Origin of the sequence: Flavobacterium procerum (assembly GCF_042431625.1) — a bacterium.
Lineage (GTDB): Bacteria > Bacteroidota > Bacteroidia > Flavobacteriales > Flavobacteriaceae > Flavobacterium > Flavobacterium procerum.
Genome location: NZ_JBHLYW010000010.1, coordinates 235,029 through 258,544 on the forward strand (window position 1 = coordinate 235,029; position 23,516 = coordinate 258,544).

Below are 23,516 nucleotides of genomic sequence, written 5' to 3' on the forward strand. Positions count from 1 at the left end.
CTATTTATCAACAAATCGTTTTTACTCTTTATCGGACAATCTCAAAATATCTCCAAAAACTCCTCTTGCCGTTACCGCAGAACCAGCACCAGCTCCTTGAATAACGATTGGTCTATCTCCGTACGATTCTGTGTAAATTTCGAAGAACGAATCAGAACCTTTTAAGCCTCCTAAAGCTGTATCTGATGGAACCGAAACTAATTTTACTTCCAAATTTCCTTTGTCGTTCTGCAAATCTCCAGACAATTCACCAATATATCTTAAAACATGGTTTGGCTTTTGTTCTGCTTTTATTTTCTCATAAATTGGATCAAATTCTTTTAGTTTCGATAAGAAATCTGCAACATTTCCTTCACGCAAGTGTTCCGGAATTAAATTCTGAATTGAGATTTCTTCAAACTCATTTTGCAAATCTAATTCTCTAGCCAAAATCAATAATTTTCTTCCAACATCATTTCCGCATAAATCTTCACGCGGGTCTGGTTCTGTATATCCGTTGTCAATAGCTTCTTGCAAGATTTCGCTGAAAGGCGCGTCTTTTGCAGAGAAATTATTAAACAAATAACTCAATGTTCCAGAGAAAACTCCTTTGATTTTAGTGATGTTTTCTCCTGAAAGATGCAATAGTTTAATTGTGTCGATTAACGGCAATCCAGCACCAACGTTGGTTTCGTACAAATAATTCTTTTGGTTTTCTTCCAAAGCTTTTCTGATTTCTTTGTAAAAACCATAGCTCAATGTATTGGCTACTTTATTAGAAGAAATCAAATCGAAGCTGCTTTCTATAAGCGAAATATAATTTTCTACAAACGATGCACTTGCCGTATTATCAATCGCAATCAAGTTTTCTAAATGATGCTCATTCGCGTAGGCGATAACATCATTAATAGTATATTCTCTTCCTTCTTTCTGAATTTCATTTTTCCAGTCAGCAGTTACTCCATTTTTATTTAAAAGCACTTTTTTAGAATTTGCAATCGCAAAGACATTCAGTTTTACTCCTTTACGTTTTTCGATTGCTGCTTCAGATTCCAAAATCTGATTGATTAAAGTACCACCAACTAATCCGTGACCGAAAACTGCAATATTAATCTTTTTAGAAACTCCGAAAATTTCTCCGTGAATTACGCTTAAAGCTCTATTTAGTTCTGATTTTTTAACTACCAAACTCACGTTTTTTCCTGTAACGGTATTGTTGAATAAAATCGGGACAATTTTATTTTTAATCAAAGCAGTATAAGGCTTGTGGAAAGTGCTCAAATCTTGGCCAATAATCGAAATTACCGAAACATTATCGGTAACTGTAATCTGGTTTACATCTTTAGAATAAAAATCATTTTCGAATTCTTTTTCTAATTCAACCATTGCCGTTGTTGCTTTTTCTGTAGCCACAACCAAACCGATTCCTCTTTCTGAAGAGCCTTGCGAAATAATACTTACCGAAATATTATTGTCTCCCATAACCTTAAAAATACGGGCATCAACTCCGGCTTTCCCAAGTAATCCGCGTCCTTCTAGATTTACAAGCGAAACATTTTCTAAAACAGAAAGCGTTTTGATTCCTTCTTTTGTTGAATCTGAAGTAATTAAAGTTCCTCTGTTTTCGTGGTTGAAAGTGTTTAAAATTCGAAGCGGAATATTTTTTTCTAATAACGGAATAATCGTTTTGGCATGAAGGATTGTTGCCCCAAAATTCGCCAATTCGTTTGCTTCGTTAAAAGATAAAAATTCGATTTTCTTCGCATCTGCAACCAAATCAGGATTTGCAGTGTAAATTCCGTCAACATGCGTGAAGTTCTGTAACTCTTCCGCATTTAAATAATTTGCAATTAGAGAAGCGGTGTAGTTACTTCCGTTTCTCCCTAAAGTTGTGGTGTCGTTGTTGTTGTTTGAACCAATGAAACCTGTTACAATATTTACGGTTTTCCCGTTATGTTCTTTAAAATAATTAATTACGTTTTTCTTAGAAAGCTGTTCCAAAGGCTGTGCATCACCAAACTTCGAGTCGGTTTTTAGCAAATGCCTAGTATCCACAAAATTGGCTGGAATTCCTTTTTCAACCAAAATAGCAGTCAATAATTTAGCCGAAAGCAATTCTCCTTTAGACAAAATCTGATCTTTGATTTTGTTGCTGTAATCTCCGATAAGACTTACACCTTCAAAAAGCTTATCCAATACATTGAACTCTTCCGACAAATCTACCTGCGGATAATCTGAAATCTGGTATTTTTTAAAGTTTTCAAGCAATTCTTTGTAACTACCGTTTTTTGCAGCAATACTCAAGATGAACTCCAATTCGTCTGTAGCATTTCCGCGTGCAGAAACCACAACGGCAATCTGTTCGCCTTGATTTACTTTATCTGTAATGATTGAGACAACTTTGTTAAGCCCTTCTCCGTTTGATAATGATTTACCTCCAAATTTTAATACTTTCATTTTATTTTTTTATGGTTTCTGCCTTAAAAATGCCGGCAAGTAAATAGTCTAATTGTTTGTACTCGATTAAAAAAGCGTCATGTCCGTGAACCGAATCAATTTCGCTGTAAAAAACATTGTCTTTAAACTTCTTCAATTCCACGTAGGTTTCTTTGTTTTCTTTTGCTGTAAAAAACAAATCTGAATTGATTCCGATAATATGAATTGAAGCTTTGGATTTAGATAATAGATTTTCGAAATTCTGCGTATTTCTAGTAATATCAATTGTTTTAAGAAGCTGATTCATGAGCTTATAAGACGAAAGCTGATATCTTTGCTGCAGTTTTTTTCCATGATGCGCCAACCAGCTTTCGATATTAAAAATCAAAAGATCCTGATTTATGGTGCGCTGAAATTTTTCTTTGAATGATTCAGGAGAACGGTAACACAACATTGCATGAATTCTAGCATCTTCAATAGGTTTAGAAGAGTTGTTAAGAATCTGCTCCTGAAGAAAACAGTTTGCAATAAGCCAGTCTGTCGATTTCCAGTCGCTCGCAATCGGAATTAAATGTTCTGTGATATTTGGCGCTAAAGCTAAAGTTTCCCAAGCAATGCCACCACCGACAGATCCGCCAATAATGGCAAAAAGTCTTTCTATATTCAAGATTTTCAATCCTTCAATAAAAATCCTTGCCACATCTCTAGCCGTAAAATCAAGATGATTTTCTACAATAAAAGAAGTGTTTCCGTTTCCAGGAACATCAAAAGCCAGAATCGTATAAACAGCAGTATCAATCGTTTTTCCTTCGCCAATTAAATCGCTCCACCAGCCATTTTCGCCAGTCACTTCTGCATTTCCAGTTAATGCGTGATTAACCAAAACAATAGGTGCGCTGTGCAGAGGCTGTCCGGCAAGCGTAAAATTTAAAGGCAGGGAATGAAAAACTGCACCACTTTCTGTGATGAAATCTTGAATTATAATGGGACTTGGTCTATTTTCCAATTTTCAAATCTATTTTTTTTGATTTGTATGTGGAAATATTAGAAAGAAAGTCTAGAGTAAAACTAGAAAAATTCTTGTTGTTATCTTTCCACGTTGGGCGTGGTAGAATGCAGCACCTTCTTCGAATTAACGAAGGGTTGCTAAGGATTCATCGGGTCTAATCCCTCCTCCTTTCTTTATAACATTTTCAATACGTTTTTGAACTTAACGGTGCAAATTAACTACTAATTTCTCAAACAAGCAAATTTTATCGAAACTGATTGATCGATTTCTTAAATATAATTCAACGAGAAACTGTTGTATGCAAAAAATTACCGAACAATTTGCCCAGTAAAATTAAGCAGGTTTTACCCTAATTTATGTCACTTTCTATTTTAAATAAAAAGCGTTTCATTTTCTTTTGAATACATCAAAAACAATAAAGAATTCGGTGTTTTTTTGGTCGCATTTTCAGCTGTTCCATTCATGCCAAATCTTGGGTGCGCCAATTCTTCTGTAGGCGGCGGATTGTTTCTTTTTGTCCTTTTGTTTTTCAAATTAGAAATCTTTTTTGCTAAGTAGTTCAATGTGCTCATGATATTTAAGTTTTAGTAGTTGTTTTATAATCTTTATTTCTATTTTATGTTTTTGTTAAATCCGTTTCGGGAATAAAAAAACCCTTTTGGAATTTCAGATACCAAAAGGGTTTAAGTTTTTAAACTCATTTATACTTTTAGTATCATCAGACGGGTGCGCAAATAAATGCGACAGCAAACATCTTGTTCACCTGTACGGATTTGTTCATCTGTGATTTATACTTTGTTATTTTTAAAAAATTCTGCATTTCTAATAATTTAAAAAGCCTCTCAAAATTATTTTGGGAGGCTTTGCATATAAAATTTGTTTCTTACAATTCTTTTAAGCAATAGACACCCCTACCTCGGTAATAACCGAAATGGCATAAAACATTTTGTTGACTTTCAAGTTCATTTGATTTCTAGTAGTTTTTGGGTATAACAAATATGCAAATATTTTTTTTATTATACAAATGAAATTCAGGAATTTAATTACAAAAATCGTTAAAAAGTGCTTTTTATCGTTAAAAAACATCTTACAAAATTCAAAAAATGGCAACTAAGAGTAAAAAACCTACAAAAACCAGCGTTTCATAAGCAATCCAGTATCACTCTGTCAAAGAACAATCTTAAAAACATTTACACTTTTAAAGCCACACGGCTTCTTTATTCTTTATTTTTTCGGCAATTTTCAAAATATCTGTTATGATTCCTCTCGAAATTGCCTGTTTACATGGAGACGCACTTCGAATCACAATCGGAATATCGGCATATGATTGCGTATAAATTTCAAAAACCGTATCACCTCCGTTTAGTTTTCCTATTGCAGAATCTACCGATTCAGAAACCAGCTTGGCTGTAAGAGAATTCTTTTCGGCATCAAATTCTCCTATATAGCGAAGCACATGATTTTCTGCTTGTGTAATCTTGGCGATTTTAAAAGACTTATCGAGTGCATCTTTATTCAGTACTCCATTTTTCTCCAAATGATTTTCTGTTATAAAAGGAAGAATTTCGACATCAGAAAGTTCAAAATCTTTTCCTATTTCTCTCGCCAGAATCAAAAGTTTTCGCGCTGTGTCGTTTCCTGATAAATCTTCCTTAAAAGTGGAGCGCATTAAACCGAGCAAGCTTGCATCTTTCAATACAGAAGAAAACGAAACATCTTCTTCAGAAAACCTATTAAAAACATAACTCAGATTATCTGAAAAAACGCCTCTGATTTTTGTGATTTTCTCGCCAGCGTAATACAAATCCCTTAAAGTCTGTAAAATCGGAATTCCGGTGTCTACCGATGTTTCATACAAAAACTCTTTGTCGTGTTTTTTAAGATTTTCACGAATTTCTTTGTACAAATCAATCGGAAGCGTATTTGCATTTTTGTTGACTGCCACAATATTAAATCCGTTTTCAATCAAAGTATTGTAATGGCGAACCAACTCATTGCTGGCAGTAGCATCGACGGCAATCAGATTTTCGAACTCGTTTTCTTTGGCAAATTCTATAATATCCTCCACTTTAAACGGCACGGCCAATTGCAGAAAATTGGTTTCCCAAGAATATCCCACTCCTTCTTTTTCAAAAAAAGCAACCGTCGAATTGGTTATTATTGGAAAATGAAAGTCGACGTTTTTACTCTGAAGAAAAAACTCCTGACTTTCAATAATCTGATTAATCAAAGTACTTCCGATATTTCCAATTCCGAAAAGAATGATATTTATTTTAAGCTTTGACATAATTTTTAATTTTTTTCAACCATATAAATAATGTAAGTTCATTTTTGAAAAAATGTACTGTAGAGACGCACCGCAGTGCGTCTGGCTTTGTAACGCAAAAAATATTTAAATGAACTTACATTACTTATATGGTTTAATTTATAATGGTGTCTTTCATAAAAAATTACCTTTAGCAAAACCACTCGCTAAAGGCAATCTTTCAAACAAAAAACAAAAAAACCTAGTTTTTATTTATGCTGTACTGCGATTGCGTTACGCTTACAAATACAGCTTCAAGATCAGCAATCAAATCTTCGAGATCTTCAATTCCGACAGAAAGGCGAATCAAATCTTTTGAAACTCCTGTTTCGATTTGTTCCTCATCTGTCAATTGCTGATGCGTGGTGCTGGCTGGATGAATAATCAGTGATTTAGTATCACCAATATTGGCGAGCAAAGAGAATAATTTCGTCTCGTCTACCACTTTTTTAGCGGCATCAAAACCTCCTTTTAATCCAAAAGTGATAATTCCACTTTGTCCTTCTGGCAGATATTCTTTAGCTAAATCGTAATATTTATTTGATTTCAGTCCTGGATAATTTACCCAAACAACCTCATCTTGTTTCTCTAGCCATTCAGCCAAAGCCAAAGCATTTTCGCTATGCTTCTTGATTCTAATTGGAAGTGTTTCCAATCCTTGAATAATCTGAAAAGCATTAAACGGACTCAAAGCAGCACCAAAATCACGTAAACCTTCAATTCGTACTTTTGCAATAAAAGCCGTATTTCCTAAAGCTTCATGATATACCAATCCGTGGTAACCTGCCGATGGCTCAGTAAATTCAGGGAATTTTCCGTTTGCCCAATCAAAATTTCCAGCATCAATGATAACGCCTCCTAATGAAGTTCCGTTTCCAGCGATATATTTAGTTAAGGAGTGAATTACAATATCGGCACCGTATTTAATTGGGTTCAATAAATAAGGCGTCGCAACTGTATTATCTACTATAAATGGCACTTTGAATGCTTTGGCTTGCGCCGAAATTCCTTTTAGATCCAAAACATCTAATTTTGGATTCCCAAGAGACTCCACAAAGAAGGCTCTCGTATTCTCTTTTGCAGCTTTAGTAAAATTCTCTGGATTTGAAGGATCTACAAAAGTGGTTGTAATTCCTAATCTTGGAAGCGTAACTTTTAAAAGATTATAAGTTCCTCCATATAAACTGTTCGATGCTACAATATGATCTCCAGCCTTTAGCAAAGTTAATAAAGTAGTCGAAATGGCCGACGCTCCAGAAGCCGTTACTACAGCTCCGATTCCGCCTTCAAGTGCTGCGAGGCGCTGTTCTAAAACATCGTTTGTCGGATTATTTAATCTTGTATAAATAAATCCCGCTTCTGCAAGTCCGAACAAATTAGCCGCATGATCGGCATTATTAAAAACATACGATGATGTCTGATAAATAGGTACTGCTCTAGTTCCTGCATTTTTAGTAACATCGTGTCCTGCGTGAAGTGCGTTTGTTGAAAATTTTGGTGTGCTCATGATTTCTTAGTTTTTTAGGTATTGTTAATACGTTTATATATTGATATTGATTTACGAATCTGATTTAAGCAGAGAGATCTTCCGCTTCTTCTTCAAGATCATACAAATGAAACAGTAATGATTTTTGAGTTTTAATGCGCTGTTCTGGATTGTATTTTACTGTTTCTGCTGATTCTTCAGCATTATTATTTAAAGAATTATTTCTTAATAAGTATTGAAATGCGATTGTATTTATATCTAGTGTTTTCATGATTTTAATTTTTTAAGTAATGAAATAAAAAAAGCCCTTTCGGATGGCTTACCAAAAGGGCTTATAGTTGAAACTATAACAAAGATTCTATCTTTCACTTTCGGCAACAGCAGGACGGGATACACATTGGCATCTTACAACACATCATCATTTTATTTGCTGCTGAATTTTTCATTTTGATACTTGATTTATTATTTTGATTACATAAAAAAACCTCTGCTGTTGGGCAGAGGTCTTATTGTTATTTTTAGATTTAATTACTAAACAATAGCGCGCTCTGCGGATAAATCCGACATCATACAGCACATATTTTTAATAATTAGATTCATTTTTCTTATTCGTTTGTTTGGCAAATTTGAGAACTTTTTTTGAAACCACCAAACAAAAATCAAAATAATTTCTATTACCCCATCAAAATACTATGCTAATGTTAAATTTCTGCTATAAAAAATAAAAAAAGTTGAACTTTAATTTGCAAATCAAAATGGTTTTATACCTTTGCACGCGAATACAGAGGAAAAATTTGAACTGATTGCAACCTCTTCATAATGAAATGGTTCGTTATGAGTACTGGAAAGTTTTAGTTTCGGTATTAAAAAATGCTAAAGCAGCAACTCTCCTTTAGCCTTTTTTGCAATTTTTCTCCTCGCTTAATTTTAATTTTAATCATTATTATGGCTTATTTATTTACGTCAGAATCTGTTAGTGAAGGGCATCCAGACAAAGTTGCAGATCAAATTTCGGATGCATTAATTGACAACTTTTTGGCATTTGACGCTGATTCAAAAGTAGCTTGTGAAACTTTAGTTACAACTGGTCAGGTAATTTTGGCAGGTGAAGTAAAATCGAATACTTATCTTGATGTTCAGCAAATTGCACGTGAGGTAATCCGTAAAATTGGATATACTAAAAGTGAATACATGTTTGAGGCGAATTCTTGTGGAATTCTTTCAGCAATTCACGAGCAGTCTGCAGATATCAATCAAGGTGTTGACAGAGCTAAGCCAGAAGAGCAAGGTGCTGGTGACCAAGGAATGATGTTTGGTTACGCTACAAACGAAACTGAAAACTTCATGCCATTGGCACTTGATTTATCTCATAAATTATTACAAGAATTAGCAATCTTAAGACGTGAAAATAACGAAATAACTTATTTACGTCCAGATGCTAAATCTCAGGTAACTTTAGAATACAGCGACGATAACAAACCAACTCGTATTGATGCGATTGTTATCTCGACGCAACACGATGATTTTGATGAAGAAGCTGCAATGTTGGCTAAAATCAAAAAAGACATCATCGAAATCTTGATTCCAAGAATTATCGCTAAAAACCCAGAGCACGCTCATTTATTTAACGATAAAATCAACTACCATATTAACCCAACAGGAAAATTCGTTATCGGAGGACCTCACGGAGATACTGGTTTAACAGGAAGAAAAATCATTGTTGATACTTACGGTGGAAAAGGTGCTCACGGCGGTGGTGCATTCTCTGGAAAAGACCCTAGTAAAGTAGATAGAAGTGCTGCTTATGCTACACGCCATATCGCTAAGAACTTAGTTGCTGCTGGTGTTGCTGACGAAATCTTAGTTCAGGTTTCTTACGCTATTGGAGTTGCTGAGCCAATGGGAATTTTCATTGAAACTTACGGAACTTCTAAAGTAAACTTAACTAACGGTGAAATCGCTAAAAAAGTAGAAGCTATCTTTGATATGCGTCCTTACTTTATTGAGCAAAGATTAAAATTAAGAAATCCTATTTATAGCGAAACTGCTGCTTACGGACACATGGGACGTAAACCAGAAACAGTAACTAAAACTTTCTCTGCTCCAGGCGGAAACGAAAAAACTGTTACAGTTGAATTGTTTACATGGGAAAAACTTGATTTTGTTGACCAAGTAAAAACTGCATTTGGATTGTAATTCAGTCTAAATTCAAAATATAAAAAGGCTGTCTATTATTTTTAGACAGCCTTTTCTATTTAAAATCTATACATATTGAACGCTGATGAAACAGATTTACTTCGTAAAGATGCGGATAAAAACGGATTTTTTTATTAGTTTATTTTTACAATTATTATGATTATTTATATCCAAAAAAAGGCTTTCTAAAAATCTTAGAAAGCCTTTTTATCTAGTATAAATTTGATTGAAATATTTAAAAATCCGGTTTTATCCGCGTTTTCGCGATAGCGAGTCCGTTTTATCCGCGTCTTAAATTAGAATCAAATTAATATTTTCTATCGTTCCAATTTTACATTTGGCAACGTTTTAGGACGGCCAGGATCGTTAGATAAAATCCATCCTGTGCGATACATCCATTCTGTCATTTTGTGAAGTTTTACGTAATCAATGTTTTCAGATTCATCCATTGGAGTGTGATATTGACTATGAAGTACGCTGGTGTAAAAAACAGACGGAATTCCTCTTCTCGCATAAGGAAGATGATCAGAACGGAAATAAAAATACTCCGGATGTTCTGGTCTGTCCCAAAGCTTATCCAATTCAAATTTAGGGCCTTCGTCATTGGCTCTTTTTGCAATCGCTACTAAATCTGATGAATTTTCGTGAGGAGAACTAGACCCTAATAATGCTGCCTGATTTACATCATTTCTTCCAATCATATCACCGTTTAAAACCGCAATAATATCTTTTTCAGGAACTGTTGTATGTGCAGAATACCATCTTGAACCTAATAAACCACGTTCTTCTGAGCCATGAAACACAAACAAAGCTGTTCTTTTTCCTGGCTGTTTTTTATAGGCTCTTGCAATGGCCAACATAGCCACGCAAGTACTTGCATTGTCGTCGGCTCCATTATAGATAGAATCCTGACCGTATTTTTGGCGTACTCCGTCATGGTCTTGGTGTCCGCTGAAAAGCACATATTCATTTTTCAATTTTGGATCAGTTCCAGTAATTGTTCCCACAATATTAACCGAAGGATATTTATATGTTTCTGAAAAAACCTGTGCCACTAAATTTTCTTTCGTGTTTTTCAGAAAATCCAGCTGGTCGTTATGCAACCAAAAAACGGGCATAGTTTCAGTCAATTTATCACGAAATCCTTCTATTCCGTAAATACCTCTTGTCATTTGAGGCTCTACCTGAGACCAGCTTTTTTCGGCCAATTCATCTGTAACCATAATCAAGGCTGCAGCGCCTTTTTTAACTAATAAATCATAATATTTATTTCGTACCAAACCTGGATAACGTCTGTCAAAAAGGGAAATGTCATCGGCAATTCCTTCTTTAGAAGCCAAAAGCACTACCGCTTTTCCTTTGATATCTGTTTTTTCAATAGACTCCTTAGTTGCTGCTCCCAAATAAATTAGTGGAGCATTTACTGAAGTATTAGTAGTTTCTGCAACCAAAACTTCTTTCCAAAGTTTAAATTCTTTTTGGCCGATTTTAAATTTGGTGTTATTGGTCACCTGATGTCTGTACATATCAAAAAACTGAAAAAAAGTACCATCATCACCAGCTGGCGACATTCCGGCTTCTTTAGCTTTATTGGCCAGCCACATCGAAACTTTTAATTCGTCTAATGTACCTGCTTCGCGGCCATTAAAGTGGTCGCCAGCCATTTGGTACATATCTGTTCTAAGATCTTTTTCAGTTATTGCCGTAACTAATGGTTTTTTAACCGCTTGAGCAAAAGCAAAACTGCTCGAAACAAGTAAACCAAGGATCAATTTGTTTTTCATAAGTTTAAATTTTAGTATTCAAACTTAAGCAATTTTCGCAAAAAAACTCACTTTAATCCTTATTAAAACTATAGATTTTAAATCAAAATACTGTTTTTACTTAGAAATTTTCAAGAACAAAAATCAATTATCTCTATTTGTTTTTTAAATGAATTTTAATTTCCTTTATCCGAAATAACCTAATAAATAAATGAGTCGATTCCCCTCCATCAAAAATGTATTAAAAGCAGCTCAAAAAACAGTATTCAGATTTCCATTAGAAATCGTAACTGCGATTACAGGAACTGTTTTTGCTATTATTCTCAACGAATTAAAATACAGCGATCCTGACAAAGAATTTTATATAAAAGCCTTAATGAGCTGCTGTTTATGTTTGGTTTTATTTCTATCTGTTAGTTTATTTTTTTCGGCAGCAAAAAAGAATATTCTTTTGCGCTATGCAACTAGTCTAATACTTGGCGGTCTTACCACGCTTTTTATTTTCAGCTTTCATAAGGACTTTACAGATGTAGAGGTACAACAGTTTTTTGTGCTTAATATTGCTTTCCACTTATTGGTCTCGTTTGCAGGTTTTTTACCAAAAGCTTATAATCAGGACGAATTTTGGGAGTTCAACAAACAACTTTTTCTTAGAATACTTACGTCCGTTTTATACAGCATTGTTTTGTATTGCGGTCTGGCACTTGCAATTTTAGCGGTTGACAAGCTTTTTAATGTGGAATTTTACAAAAACATCTACGTACACGTATTTTTGGTTATCACTGGGATTTTTAACACTACTTTCTTTTTAAGCGGTGTTCCAGAAACGGCTAACAACGATGCACCTTTGGTCTTAAATTATCCTAAAGGACTTAAAAACTTTACTCAGTATGTGCTACTGCCTTTAATAAGCCTTTATCTTGTTATTTTACTTTGCTACGAAACAAAAATCCTAGTAACCCTTTCGCTTCCTGTTGGCTGGGTTTCTTATCTTGTTCTGGTATTTGCCATTTTCGGAATTCTTTCTTTTTTACTAGTTCATCCTATTGCAGGAGAAAACAGCAATTTATGGATGAGAAGCTTTAACCGTTGGTTTTACTTTCTTCTGATTCCATTGTTGGGATTGCTTTTCTGGGCGATTTTATACAGAATAAACCTTTACGGATTTACGCATGAACGTTACTACGTTTTCTTATTATCGATATGGCTAACAGTTGTTGTTGGTTATTTTTTAATTCAAAAAAATCCAAAAATAAAATTCATTCCAATCAGTATGTGTCTCGCGGGATTGTTGTCTATTGCCGGACCGCAGAGCGCTGATTCTGTTTCTAAATACAGTCAACTTTCTCGATTTGAAAGTTATATGAAATTTCCGGCCTCGAAAAAACTAACTTTTGAAGAAGAAAAAAATTTAAGCAGTATCGTAGACTTTCTCAATGAGAATTATGGTGTCGAAATCATGATTCCGCACGCCAAAACAAAGCTTGAAGCGCTTCTAAAAAAAGAAAAAACTCCTAGTGATGATCTAATAATGGAAGCTTTAGGTTATACTTATGTTCCGTATTATGCTACAAAAGCAACCGAAGACAATCAAATCTATTTTGCTTATTATGAAGACTCAGATAAGGTCGAAAACATTCATGGTTATGATATCTCTTTTAGAACTTCGAGCAATAATGATTTTGACTGTGAAAAATGTACCGAAATAGAAGGTAAAACGTATTCGATTTCGACAAAAGGAAAAGAATATGGAATTGCCTTGAAAATCAATGGCGAGTTAATTAAGCTGCCGATTATTGATTTTATAAATAAAAACGGGGCTTTTTCAGTCAATTCTACTGATGAGAAAGTAACTCAAGTGGTAGAAAACACCAAATACAAAATTTTAATTACCTATCTAAATGTGAATGGTGAAGTTAAAAAAGGAAAAAAGATTATAGATGATTATCAAATAAAATTAATGATTGCTATTAAAAAGTAAAAAAGAACCCGGCAGAATTTGAATCCTGCCGGGTCTTTTTTTATGAACTAGGGATTTTAGTAAGTCCCTTTTTTCATTTTTTCCAATGTATTTCTAATATCATCAGCCGTTTGGAAATCAACATCTACATTCAAGAATTTTACAGCCAGAGTCTGCGTTTCTAACGCTTTTTCTTTTTGTCCGTCCTTAAAATAAAGCTGCGCCAAAGTATCTAAATAATAAGGATTGTTTTTAGTTACAACCAAACTATATTCAGACCATTTAATTGCGCTTTTTAAGAAAACACTATTTTGAGGCTTCAACACCACCGACCATGCCGCAGTATTACATAAACTAGAATTGTAATCCTTAAACGAATTCCATCCATCATAAGAATAACTTGAAGAAGAATCCAAATTTGTAAAAAGAGCATCGAGCCTTTCTATCGGACTTTCTTTTTCTGAAGTAAGCTGTGTGTCAAAATAAGCGCTGAACTCTTTTAAGAAAGCGGTATTTGAACCGTCTTTTTCTTCGATTTGGCTCATAAAGTCAAAATAATTTCGGTACGAATCAAAATTTCCATTTCCTGAACTTACTATCTTTTTATAAATCGAAACTACTTTATCCTTGTTGATTTCTCCTGAAACTCCATCTTTAGATACATACAAATTTTGTTGTAAGGCAGAAGAAATCTCTGTATAGATATTTCCTAAATAATGAATTTCATCTTCTTTAGAAATAAACTCTTGACGTTTTTCTTCAATGCCAACTGCGTGTTTCAACAAATAATCTATCGCTAAGAAATCAGTGTCATTCAAAATCCTATCTTCATTAAAAAGTTGTTTTGTAAACCCTTGATTTTTGATTTCTTTTACAATAGTTTCTACCAAATACATGTCTGGCTTAGTATCTTTTTGATGCGCCTCTATCAGCTTTTTCCAAGCTTGCGAGACTTCTTTTTTATCCAAAGTAACTTTAGTCATTGCAAAATCTGCTTCATTACTATTTTCTAAATCATATTCTGACAATAACTCTAAAGCAGCAGTAAAACTAAAAGCTTTAATTAAATCTGCATCTGAAGCTTTTTGATTCTTAAAGGTGTTGTTAAGTACAACTAAAGCATTAACACGTTGAAGCTTACGATAGAATTCTCCATAATAATAAAAATCGTATTGCCTGTTCGAAAGTGTAGATTTTGCTTTTGCCAAAATATCTCCATTGCTGTTTACAACTACAATACTTGGCTCGCTGTCAATCTTATTGCTTTTCAACCATTTTTTATCCTCTTTTCCAGCTAAGTAGTAATTAAAACGATCGAACATTGCATTGTATTTGTCATACATATTATAAGAGACCTCTTTTTCCTGATTTTTTATAAAAGCGTCAAATTCGGTTTTTGCAGCAGCATTTTGACTATCCGTATAAATTACTAAATATTTATTGTCACTTTTTTTGGTAGATGTCAAAGCGCTTTTTAAATTGTTTTCAATCTTTAATTTAAAATCAATTTGGCTTGGCGCGTATGAATCTACAACGGTAGTTGTGGCAGTGTCGCTGTCTATAATTGGACTGTTCCCAAAATCCTCATTTAATAAAGTTGTTTCTTTTCCTGGATAAGTCCAGTTCGTTAAAACCTGACTCTCAAGCGGTATTACTTTGGATTTTTTTTCTGGCTTTACATCTTTTTCATTTATAAATACCAACGGATTTCTTCCTGCTTTTTCAGATATGTTAAGCTGATTTGTTGTTTTATCAAAAACTCCTGTAAGATTCAAACTTCCCATTAAATTCGGATTGTAAGCAATTTTAATCTCAGAAACATCTTTTGGAAGTTCAAATTTAGAAAGTGTAGTTTTTTCACCATAATAACCTTCATTTACTAAATATAAAAAGTCGGCTCGATCAATTTCAAAAGTCAAATCAATCTGCTCATAATTCGGATTAACCTTACTTTGAATGTCTGAAAGTTTTTGATACGAAACTGGCTGTGTCCCGTTCTGTGTCCCGATGTAAAGTGAATAATAAGAAGGGTCTAAAAATGTAACTTTAATATTTTTTGCTTTTTTATCAACTTTAAAATCCAAGTCAAAAACATTTTTATCAGTTTCTTTATTAACGAACAAAAGCGAATCTCCTTTTATTTCATATTCTCCAGAAAAGAAAACCAATTCAAATTTATGATTCTCCAATAAGTTTAATTTAACCTGCTGTCCTTTCTCAGTAGTAATGTAAGTCCCTTTTTCGATAGTCTGAGAAAAAGAAATGAATACAAATGAAAAGAACATTAAAAAACTCCATACAAAACTGCGCATAATAAATATTTTGGTGATTAATAACGGTTGTAAAGATATTTCATTCAAACCGAAATCAATCAGAAAATCGCAAAATACATGTAAAGAAAATACTATAAATTATATTTCATAGAGAAAATTATATACCGCGGCTGTACTGTGTACTGTGAAACTCTGGTAGAAAACTGCGTAAAGTTGTCATCGTTAAGATATCTTGTATTCAGAAGATTTGTGGCCGAAATTTTGTATTCCCATTTGCTGTCTTTTTTTTGATAAATCAAGCTTGCGCTCAAAAAATCGTACTCATTGTCAACGGATTTGTTTCCATTGTAATAATGATAAAATTCATACTCCGAAACAAAAGCAAAACTGTTCAGGAAATAATAATCCAACCTTGCAAAAGGCTTGTCTGTATAAAAAGTCGAACCGCTATACTTATTGATCATGAGATTATATCCAAACTCAATATTAGGGAGATTTTTATAATTTGTAGACGCCTTTACGGTATAATTCTGAACAAAACTTTCGGTAGTGGCCAATTTTTCATTTTGAATATTATTGAATTTTGACCAATTAACACTCGCAGTTGCAGATGCTTTATAATTTTTCAAGAAAGAACGTCCGTAACTTCCCATTCCGATAAAAGTTTCATCAGCCAGATTTGAGTTGTATGGAACAGAAGTTTGGTTAATTCCGTCAAAATCAGCTTTGGTTTTTATAGCATCCACTTTTCGAGTGTAAGTCGCATTGGCAAAAATATTTTCAAAATTAAACATATTGTATTTGAAATATCGAAGCGTATGCACCTGTGATGTAGCATTTTCTAAAAAACGATTTCCATGAAACAAACTACTGTAATCTGACAAAACTTTTCCTGCCGCCAATTGGTTGATGTCAGTAAAATCATTCGTAAGCGAAAAATTATAGGTTAATGTTTCTGATTTTTTAATCTGATACAATGCAAAGAAATCAGGAAGCACTTTTACAAAATTCTGAGAAAAATCGGTTCCGAGTTGTGCATTTGTCATTTGGTATGAATGCACGCTTACTCCTGGAGTCAAAGTAAATTTTCCGGTAAGGATTTTATAATGAAATCCTAAAAAAGCATCGTTAAAACGATAATCAACATCATTGTTATTTTCTGAGTCATCAAGGTCGTTTCGGTTTCCGTTATCCAAAATCTGAAAAATATGTGAATTAAAGTTTTGGTATGAATAAGTATTTCCTACCGTAACATTAATGTTGCTTTTTGGAGTTACCATGTAATAGTAATCCAATTTGGTGTCTATTTTATTGGTTTTTACAAATCGATCCTGATTAAGGTCATTACGTTGCTGACCTAAAACATAATCCGTCAACACAAAGGGTAATGTGCGCAGATTGGCATTGTAAAAAGGATTTTCATCTTGATACAAATGCTGCATTTCAAATGCAAAAATATTTTTACTGCTTTGTGTATAATACAAACTCAGATTTTGATTAATCGAGGTTGGATTTTGTTTTTTTGTCGTAAAAATTGTTTCTGAACCAGAAACACTGTTTACAATCTGCTCACGAAGTAAGTCTGAATCTTCTTCCTGTTTGGTCAGTTTGGTAAGAACATCATAATCAAACTGAAACTTTTCGTTAGGTTTGTAGGTTGAACTTAATTTAAAAAGCCCTAAATTATTTTTCTGATGCGTCTCTTCCTCTCGTCTCTGCTGGTCGCCAGAATCTAAAATGGTCGTCTGTGATTTGGTTTCTAAATCTGTTTTTGAAGTCGATAGAATTCCAAAACCGCTTAAAGTCCATTTTTTTGTGGGAGAATACGAAAAATTTGTAGCTCCGAATTTGGTTTCAATTTCTTTGGCGCGGTTATTTCGCAGAAGCGAAATTCCTAAATCATTTGAGGAAACATTAAAATTACTGCCTCCTTTTTTCATCATATTCTTAAAGCCTCCTGTAAATTTAAAATAGTCTTGTGCCGTTAGAGGAAGTTCGCCAATATTATTAAAATTGGTAATTAAATTGATGCTGTATTTTGGACTGTAATAAAATAACTTCGGATTGATAATATATCGACTGTCCAATTCTCCTACTCCAGTTCCGGCTGTCACATCTCCAAACCAAAAGTTTTTCTTTCCTTCTTTTAATTTGATGTTCATTGCCAGATTATCCTGGTCGTTTTCTAAACCTTTTAGCTGGCTTATTTCGTTGTAATTTCTTAAAACCTGAATTTTATCAATAGCATCTGCAGGAATGTTTTTAACACCTAATTTAGTATCTCCGTCAAAAAAATCCTTTCCTTCGACCATCAATTTGCTGACTTTTTTGCCTTCAACTTCAATTTCTCCGTCGGCATTTACCTCAACTCCAGGAAGCTTTTTAAGAACATCTTCCAGCTTTCTTTCGGTTCCCGATTTAAAAGAATCTGCATTGTAAACTATAGTATCTCCTTTTATAGAAACAGGCATTTCCCGAACAATTTCTACACCTTCCAGTTCTATTCCTGTGCCGTCGAGCACGATATTCTGAATCATGTTTTCACCTTTGGTAGAAACCTGAATTTCCTTAGACTTCATTCCGAGGTAACTTACTTTTATTGTATAAGCAGTATTTGGTTTTAAAGTCAGCTGAAATTTGCCTTTGTCATTGGTGATTCCGTACGAATCCATTGCTTTTGTACCGTTATTAATCGCCATGATATTGGCCATCTCCAGCGGATTTTTTTGTTCGTCTTGAATAAAACCATCAAAACGGATGCTTTGGGCAAAAGTCATACTCGTCATTAGGAAAACAACGAAAGCAAATATATTTTTCATGGAAAAAACTAAAAGATGAAATGCTAAAAATTAACGTCTGATCATTACTGGACCGCCATCACGTCCACGGTTCATTTCTCTAAACTCTTCCATTTTTTTGATTACCGTTTCGTCGTAATCTTTCTGAGAAATCACTTTTCCTTTTGTTGGCGCTTTAATTGTGGCTTTGTCTTTAGCGTTCAAAACAATTTTCGAACATAAAATAGTCGTTCTACCGTCGTTTACTTCCAAAATTAGCCCAGGAAGTCCCCAGTAGTTCTCTGGCCCTTGATTAATCGGGATTTCTGGCGAATACCAGGCCGTAATTACAATTTCTTTTGGTAGTTCAAAATTATCCTGAAAATTGGTTTTGGTTTCTCCAGATGTTTTCTTCGGATCTTCTTTTTTGTCTTCAGGTTTTTTATCGTCGTTGTTTTTAGGTCTTAAATTTCTAAAATCAGTTTTACTTGCTTCTTTTACCGCCGTTGCTTTATAACAAGTGTAACCGCCAATCTGCTTGGTTTCCTGTTCCAGTTTCCAATTCAGTTTTGGCAGGGAATCGACAACCAAAAACTCTTTTCCCATAAATTCTTTATCAACTGTATAGGTTTTGGCTTTTACATCTTTATAAAATGTGCCACCGCCGCCCATAAACGAATTCATCATAATACGCATTCCGCCTTGCTGGCCAGGAGCATCAAGTTTTTCTTCTTCTTTATAAATTGAAGAGGATTTATCAAAATTGAGAATAAATGTTTTTTCGAGCATTTGTTTCATACGCTCTTCCATATTTTTCTGCATTTCGGGTGTTATATCACGATTAGCACGCATTCCTTCAAATTTAGGTGCCTGCGTTTTTGATTCGTAAACCGCCATTCCCTGAAAATCTTTCTGAGCCTGAACCTGTATTCCTGTAAAAACCAAAGTCAGGAAAAAATATATCTTTTTCATTTTGCTGTTTTTTTAATTTCGTAAATTCAATAAAACCTACACTCAAATGTATTATTAATTTTACAATCGTAAAAATTAAATATATCAATAGGTATAAGACATAGACAAAACTGTCTACAATTTAGACTATTACGATTGAAAAAGGTTTAAGCCTCAAAAAACAATTTCTAAGGCGGTTTTTTGTAATTTGGTTCTCCAGAAAACCGATTCAAGATGCGTTTTACATCATCCAAAATTTTAGTACAGATATTTCTTTTCCTGACCTCTGCAATCTCACAATCGCAAAACTCAGGCATAAGTCCGGTTCTTATTTCTCATGAAGCCATTACTGCAGATGTATTTTGCGGTTATGATTCTTTCGGCTATTTGTATCAGATAAAAAACAATGTTTTCAGTAAAATAAAAGGAAAAGAAGTTTTTGAATATAAAAATGTTTCTTTAGGAAAAATTACAAGAGTCGATTTACAGAATCCTTTGAAGATTGTGTTGTTCTATGAAGATTTCAACAGTATCGTCTTATTAGACAACCAATTAAACAAAATAAGCGAAATCAATTTTTCGCAAAACCCAAATCCGATTGATGCCAGCGCCGCCGGAATGTCGACTCAAAACCAATTGTGGATCTACAATACGCTTAACCAGCAAATTGGCCTTTTTGATTATTTAAAAAATGAATACAAGATTGTTTCTATTCCGCTAACAGAACCTATAAAATATTATCAGACCGATTTTAATACTTTTTATTGGATTGACAAGAAAAAACAATGGTATTCTTGTGATATTTTCGGAAAAATTACGACTTTGGGCAAAATTCCTGAATTTGACAAAATTGAAATCGTAAGTTCCTCTCAATATCTCTTCAGCGTTGGCAATAAAATCTATTTTTCGACTAATACGAAAGCGGATTCTGACACATTTTATGAAATTAAAATTTTAGAAAAATCGTTTGACAAATTCTATTACAAAGACCAAATTTTATCTATTTTTACATCTGCAGATATCACAAATTATAAAATCGTAACACCGTAATGCACATAGCAATAGCAGGAAATATAGGCGCAGGAAAAACAACTTTGACTAAATTATTAGCCAAACATTTTAAATGGGAACCTCATTATGAAGATGTAGTTGACAACCCTTATCTTGATGATTTTTACCATCAAATGGAGCGCTGGTCTTTTAATCTTCAGATTTATTTCCTCAACAGCCGTTTCCGTCAGGTACAGCAAATTCGCGAGAGCGGTAAAAAAGTTATTCAAGACAGGACTATTTACGAGGATGCCTATATTTTTGCGCCCAATTTGTATTCGATGGGTTTGATGACAAACAGGGATTTTGAAAATTACACTTCTTTGTTTGAATTAATGGAATTACTTGTAAAACCGCCAGATTTGCTGATTTATCTGCGCAGTACAATTCCTAATCTTGTTGGGCAGATACACAAACGCGGACGCGAATATGAAAACTCTATTTCTATCGATTATTTAAGCCGTTTGAACGAAAGATACGAAGCCTGGATTCAAACCTACACAAAAGGAAAATTATTAATTATTGATGTTGACAATATTAATTTTGTTGATAATCCTGAAGATTTAGGAAACATCATTAATAAAATTGATGCCGAATTGAACGGGTTGTTCTAAAATATTAATTTCACATTTACACTAAATAAGAAATGCCTCTAAAATTTTAGAGGCATTTTTCGTTTTAAGAATCTTTGTCAAAATTTTAAACTTTGACAAAGCTGTTATTTCGCAGCTTCAACTTTTGCTAGAACTTCTTCTTCAGTTCCTTCAAAAACTTCTGTGGTTGTTTTACCATTTTCTGTTTTAGTAACAGTTCCAGTAGTTTTTCCGTTTATATTTTTAACCTCAACACGAACAGATGCTTTTTCATATTTGCTCGTATCAAAACAATCTGTTTTTTGGTATTTTCCAGTAGTATCGAAATGAGCTAAACATTTAGCCGTTTCTTCTTCAGAACAGCCTTTTTCTTTACACATTTTAATGCATTCTTCTTTTGTCATTCCAGACATATCTCCGCATTTAGAAATTCCGGCATGCATCTCTGTTTTGGCACAACAAGAAGCTTTTGCAGCGATATCTGACGGCGCATGACCTTCTCCTAAAATGGGAGCAATAACCAATCCGATTAAACAGGTTAATTTAATTAAGATATTCATTGAAGGCCCAGAAGTATCTTTAAATGGGTCACCAACAGTATCTCCAGTAACCGCTGCCTTATGCGCATCAGAACCTTTGTATGTCATTTCACCATTGATCATCACACCTGCCTCAAAAGATTTTTTTGCGTTGTCCCAAGCACCTCCTGCATTGTTTTGGAAAACTGCCCAAAGAACGCCAGAAACTGTAACTCCTGCCATATATCCTCCCAACATTTCAGCAATTAACTGATTGTTATGCGGGTAAACCAATTTCCCTAAAAGAACAATAGCGATTGGAAAACCGATAGTTAATATTCCGGGAAGCATCATTTCGCGTAAAGCGGCTTTGGTTGAAATCTCTACACATTTCCCATATTCTGGTTTTCCGGTTCCTTCCATAATTCCTGGAATTTCTTTGAATTGGCGACGAACTTCATAAACCATGTCCATTGCCGCTTTTCCAACAGAATTCATCCCTAAAGCAGAAAAAACAACTGGAATCATTCCACCGACAAAGAGCATTGCCAAAACTGGAGCTTTAAAAATATTGATTCCATCAATTCCTGTAAAGGTTACATAAGCTGCAAATAAAGCTAATGACGTTAAGGCGGCAGAAGCTATAGCAAAACCTTTTCCTGTCGCTGCAGTTGTATTTCCTACCGAGTCTAAAATATCGGTTCTCGTACGCACTTCTTTTGGTAATTCGCTCATTTCTGCGATTCCTCCAGCATTATCAGAAATTGGTCCGAAAGCGTCGATTGCCAATTGCATTGCTGTTGTTGCCATCATGGCTGAAGCTGCTAATGCTACTCCATAAAACCCTGCTAAAGCGTAAGAAACCCAAATGGCAATAGCAAATAATAATACCGTTGGAAAAGTAGAAATCATTCCGGTCGCCAAACCTGCAATCACATTTGTTCCAGCTCCTGTAGATGATTTTTGAACAATTGCCAAAACTGGCTTTGTTCCTAATCCTGTATAATATTCGGTTACAGACGAAATAGCGCCACCGACTACTAGACCTACTAATGTAGCGCCAAAAACGCGTAGTGAAGAAATCGCCTTAGTTCCTTCTCCAAAAAACGTCATTTGCATTGTTTCTGGCAACATATAGTCAACCAAAAAGTAACATGCAAAAGCCGTCAAAACAATCGAAACCCAGTTACCTATATTTAGTGCTTTTTGTACTTGTGCTTCTCGGGCATTATCATCTGAGATTTTTACTAATGTTGTTCCGATTATAGAAAATAAGATTCCGAAACCAGCGATTGCCATTGGAAGCAAAATTGGCCCGATTCCTCCAAAAGCATCATTAATGCTTCCGCCCATATCTTTAATCACGTAGTTTCCAAGAACCATCGCTGCTAAAACTGTTGCTACGTAAGAACCAAATAAATCGGCTCCCATACCTGCAACGTCGCCCACATTATCTCCCACATTATCTGCGATTGTTGCTGGATTACGAGGATCATCTTCTGGAATTCCAGCTTCTACTTTACCTACTAAATCGGCACCAACATCGGCCGCTTTTGTGTAAATTCCTCCTCCAACTCTAGCAAATAAAGCGATTGATTCTGCTCCTAATGAAAATCCTGCCAAAGTTTCTAAAACAACGGTCATCGTCTCAGTATCTTTCCAAACTCCATCAGAAAAAAGATTAAAGAAAATGATAAAGAAGCTTGTTAAACCTAAAACAGCTAAACCAGCTACACCCAAGCCCATTACAGTTCCTCCGCCAAAAGATACTTTTAAAGCCTGAGGTAAACTTGTACGTGCAGCTTGAGTAGTTCTAACGTTTGTTTTAGTTGCTATTTTCATTCCGATATTTCCAGCATAAGCTGAAAATAATGCACCAAAAATAAATGCAATTACGATTAATAAATGTGTTTTTACACCTGGAATAAAAGTGATTCCTGCCAAAGCTAAACTAGCAATAATTACAAATATGGTTAATAGTTTGTATTCGGCTTTGAGGAAGGCTAAGGCTCCTTCGTAGATGTAATCTGAAATCTCTTTCATTTTACCGTCTCCAGCATCTTGTTTTAAAACCCAAGTCCTTTTTATTCCCATGAAAAGTAATCCTAAAACTGCCATAATTATTGGCAGGTAAATCATAAATGCATTCATAATTATTAATGGTTTTGGTTAATAGTCAACAATCTAACTGAAACGAATTTAAACAAAAAAGCAATACTC

The 23,516-nt window shown here is 34.3% G+C and carries 15 protein-coding genes and 1 riboswitch; of the genes, 4 read left to right on the forward strand and 11 right to left on the reverse strand.

Translation table 11 applies throughout. The features are described from left to right. Positions 1–21: 21 nt before the first annotated feature. From thrA to ACFFLS_RS15410, 6 genes are all read right to left on the reverse strand, one after another. Complete coding sequence (gene thrA / locus ACFFLS_RS15385; protein ID WP_379684608.1) at positions 22–2,436, reverse strand: bifunctional aspartate kinase/homoserine dehydrogenase I; 2,415 nt, start codon at positions 2,434–2,436, stop codon at positions 22–24. Position 2,437: 1 nt separating this feature from the next. Continuing rightward, the gene (locus tag ACFFLS_RS15390; protein WP_379684607.1) at positions 2,438–3,421 is read right to left on the reverse strand and encodes an alpha/beta fold hydrolase; all 984 of its coding nucleotides are present in this window, start codon (positions 3,419–3,421) and stop codon (positions 2,438–2,440) included. Positions 3,422–3,498: 77 nt separating this feature from the next. Further along, positions 3,499–3,606, reverse strand: a riboswitch (SAM riboswitch). A 189-nt stretch (positions 3,607–3,795) separates the two neighbouring features. Then, positions 3,796–3,996, reverse strand: coding sequence for a hypothetical protein (locus ACFFLS_RS15395; RefSeq protein WP_379684606.1), 201 nt, complete (start codon positions 3,994–3,996; stop codon positions 3,796–3,798). A 626-nt stretch (positions 3,997–4,622) separates the two neighbouring features. Continuing rightward, entirely contained in the window at positions 4,623–5,711 is a 1,089-nt protein-coding gene (locus ACFFLS_RS15400) for a homoserine dehydrogenase family protein (protein ID WP_379684605.1), read from the reverse strand. A 220-nt stretch (positions 5,712–5,931) separates the two neighbouring features. Continuing rightward, positions 5,932–7,236 (reverse strand): O-acetylhomoserine aminocarboxypropyltransferase/cysteine synthase family protein, encoded by a 1,305-nt coding sequence (locus ACFFLS_RS15405; RefSeq protein WP_379684604.1) that lies wholly within the window; start codon positions 7,234–7,236, stop codon positions 5,932–5,934. Positions 7,237–7,300: 64 nt separating this feature from the next. Next, complete coding sequence (locus tag ACFFLS_RS15410) at positions 7,301–7,486, reverse strand: hypothetical protein (RefSeq protein WP_379684603.1); 186 nt, start codon at positions 7,484–7,486, stop codon at positions 7,301–7,303. A 674-nt stretch (positions 7,487–8,160) separates the two neighbouring features. On the opposite strand from ACFFLS_RS15410, the gene metK reads away from it, so the two are divergent. Next, positions 8,161–9,411: a methionine adenosyltransferase gene (metK, locus tag ACFFLS_RS15415; RefSeq protein WP_243236019.1), complete on the forward strand. Its 1,251-nt coding sequence runs from the start codon at positions 8,161–8,163 to the stop codon at positions 9,409–9,411. Between the two features lie 317 nt (positions 9,412–9,728). On the opposite strand, the gene ACFFLS_RS15420 is transcribed toward metK, so the two are convergent. Then, complete coding sequence (locus ACFFLS_RS15420) at positions 9,729–11,195, reverse strand: M28 family metallopeptidase (protein WP_379684602.1); 1,467 nt, start codon at positions 11,193–11,195, stop codon at positions 9,729–9,731. Between the two features lie 190 nt (positions 11,196–11,385). Between ACFFLS_RS15420 and ACFFLS_RS15425 the strand changes: the two genes are divergently transcribed. Beyond that, positions 11,386–13,155 (forward strand): DUF4153 domain-containing protein, encoded by a 1,770-nt coding sequence (locus ACFFLS_RS15425; protein WP_379684601.1) that lies wholly within the window; start codon positions 11,386–11,388, stop codon positions 13,153–13,155. 56 nt (positions 13,156–13,211) lie between these two features. Here the strand turns inward: ACFFLS_RS15425 and ACFFLS_RS15430 are convergent, their stop codons facing one another. The 3 genes from ACFFLS_RS15430 to ACFFLS_RS15440 form a co-directional block, all read right to left on the reverse strand. Then, positions 13,212–15,446 carry a hypothetical protein gene (locus ACFFLS_RS15430; RefSeq protein WP_379684600.1) on the reverse strand — a complete coding sequence of 745 codons (2,235 nt, stop codon included), beginning with the start codon at positions 15,444–15,446 and terminating at the stop codon, positions 13,212–13,214. A 92-nt stretch (positions 15,447–15,538) separates the two neighbouring features. After that, positions 15,539–18,226 carry a carboxypeptidase-like regulatory domain-containing protein gene (locus tag ACFFLS_RS15435; protein WP_379684599.1) on the reverse strand — a complete coding sequence of 896 codons (2,688 nt, stop codon included), beginning with the start codon at positions 18,224–18,226 and terminating at the stop codon, positions 15,539–15,541. 30 nt (positions 18,227–18,256) lie between these two features. Further along, positions 18,257–19,156, reverse strand: coding sequence for a GLPGLI family protein (locus ACFFLS_RS15440; protein ID WP_379684598.1), 900 nt, complete (start codon positions 19,154–19,156; stop codon positions 18,257–18,259). A gap of 213 nt (positions 19,157–19,369) precedes the next feature. Between ACFFLS_RS15440 and ACFFLS_RS15445 the strand changes: the two genes are divergently transcribed. Both ACFFLS_RS15445 and ACFFLS_RS15450 read left to right on the forward strand, forming a co-directional pair. Further along, positions 19,370–20,185, forward strand: coding sequence for a hypothetical protein (locus ACFFLS_RS15445; protein WP_379684597.1), 816 nt, complete (start codon positions 19,370–19,372; stop codon positions 20,183–20,185). Beyond that, complete coding sequence (locus tag ACFFLS_RS15450; protein WP_379684596.1) at positions 20,185–20,799, forward strand: deoxynucleoside kinase; 615 nt, start codon at positions 20,185–20,187, stop codon at positions 20,797–20,799. The genes ACFFLS_RS15445 and ACFFLS_RS15450 overlap by 1 nt, the downstream gene beginning before the upstream one ends. 104 nt (positions 20,800–20,903) lie before the next feature. Here the strand turns inward: ACFFLS_RS15450 and ACFFLS_RS15455 are convergent, their stop codons facing one another. Then, positions 20,904–23,447 carry a sodium-translocating pyrophosphatase gene (locus tag ACFFLS_RS15455; protein ID WP_379684595.1) on the reverse strand — a complete coding sequence of 848 codons (2,544 nt, stop codon included), beginning with the start codon at positions 23,445–23,447 and terminating at the stop codon, positions 20,904–20,906. Positions 23,448–23,516: the final 69 nt, after the last annotated feature.

Coding starts and splice junctions, on each gene's coding strand:
- thrA (WP_379684608.1), bottom strand. CDS start 2,436: ATGAAAGTATTAAAATTTGGAGGTAAATCATTATCAAACGGAGAAGGG.
- ACFFLS_RS15395 (WP_379684606.1), bottom strand. CDS start 3,996: ATGAGCACATTGAACTACTTAGCAAAAAAGATTTCTAATTTGAAAAAC.
- ACFFLS_RS15400 (WP_379684605.1), bottom strand. CDS start 5,711: ATGTCAAAGCTTAAAATAAATATCATTCTTTTCGGAATTGGAAATATC.
- ACFFLS_RS15405 (WP_379684604.1), bottom strand. CDS start 7,236: ATGAGCACACCAAAATTTTCAACAAACGCACTTCACGCAGGACACGAT.
- ACFFLS_RS15410 (WP_379684603.1), bottom strand. CDS start 7,486: ATGAAAACACTAGATATAAATACAATCGCATTTCAATACTTATTAAGA.
- metK (WP_243236019.1), top strand. CDS start 8,161: ATGGCTTATTTATTTACGTCAGAATCTGTTAGTGAAGGGCATCCAGAC.
- ACFFLS_RS15420 (WP_379684602.1), bottom strand. CDS start 11,195: ATGAAAAACAAATTGATCCTTGGTTTACTTGTTTCGAGCAGTTTTGCT.
- ACFFLS_RS15425 (WP_379684601.1), top strand. CDS start 11,386: ATGAGTCGATTCCCCTCCATCAAAAATGTATTAAAAGCAGCTCAAAAA.
- ACFFLS_RS15430 (WP_379684600.1), bottom strand. CDS start 15,446: ATGCGCAGTTTTGTATGGAGTTTTTTAATGTTCTTTTCATTTGTATTC.
- ACFFLS_RS15435 (WP_379684599.1), bottom strand. CDS start 18,226: ATGAAAAATATATTTGCTTTCGTTGTTTTCCTAATGACGAGTATGACT.
- ACFFLS_RS15440 (WP_379684598.1), bottom strand. CDS start 19,156: ATGAAAAAGATATATTTTTTCCTGACTTTGGTTTTTACAGGAATACAG.
- ACFFLS_RS15445 (WP_379684597.1), top strand. CDS start 19,370: ATGCGTTTTACATCATCCAAAATTTTAGTACAGATATTTCTTTTCCTG.
- ACFFLS_RS15450 (WP_379684596.1), top strand. CDS start 20,185: ATGCACATAGCAATAGCAGGAAATATAGGCGCAGGAAAAACAACTTTG.
- ACFFLS_RS15455 (WP_379684595.1), bottom strand. CDS start 23,447: ATGAATGCATTTATGATTTACCTGCCAATAATTATGGCAGTTTTAGGA.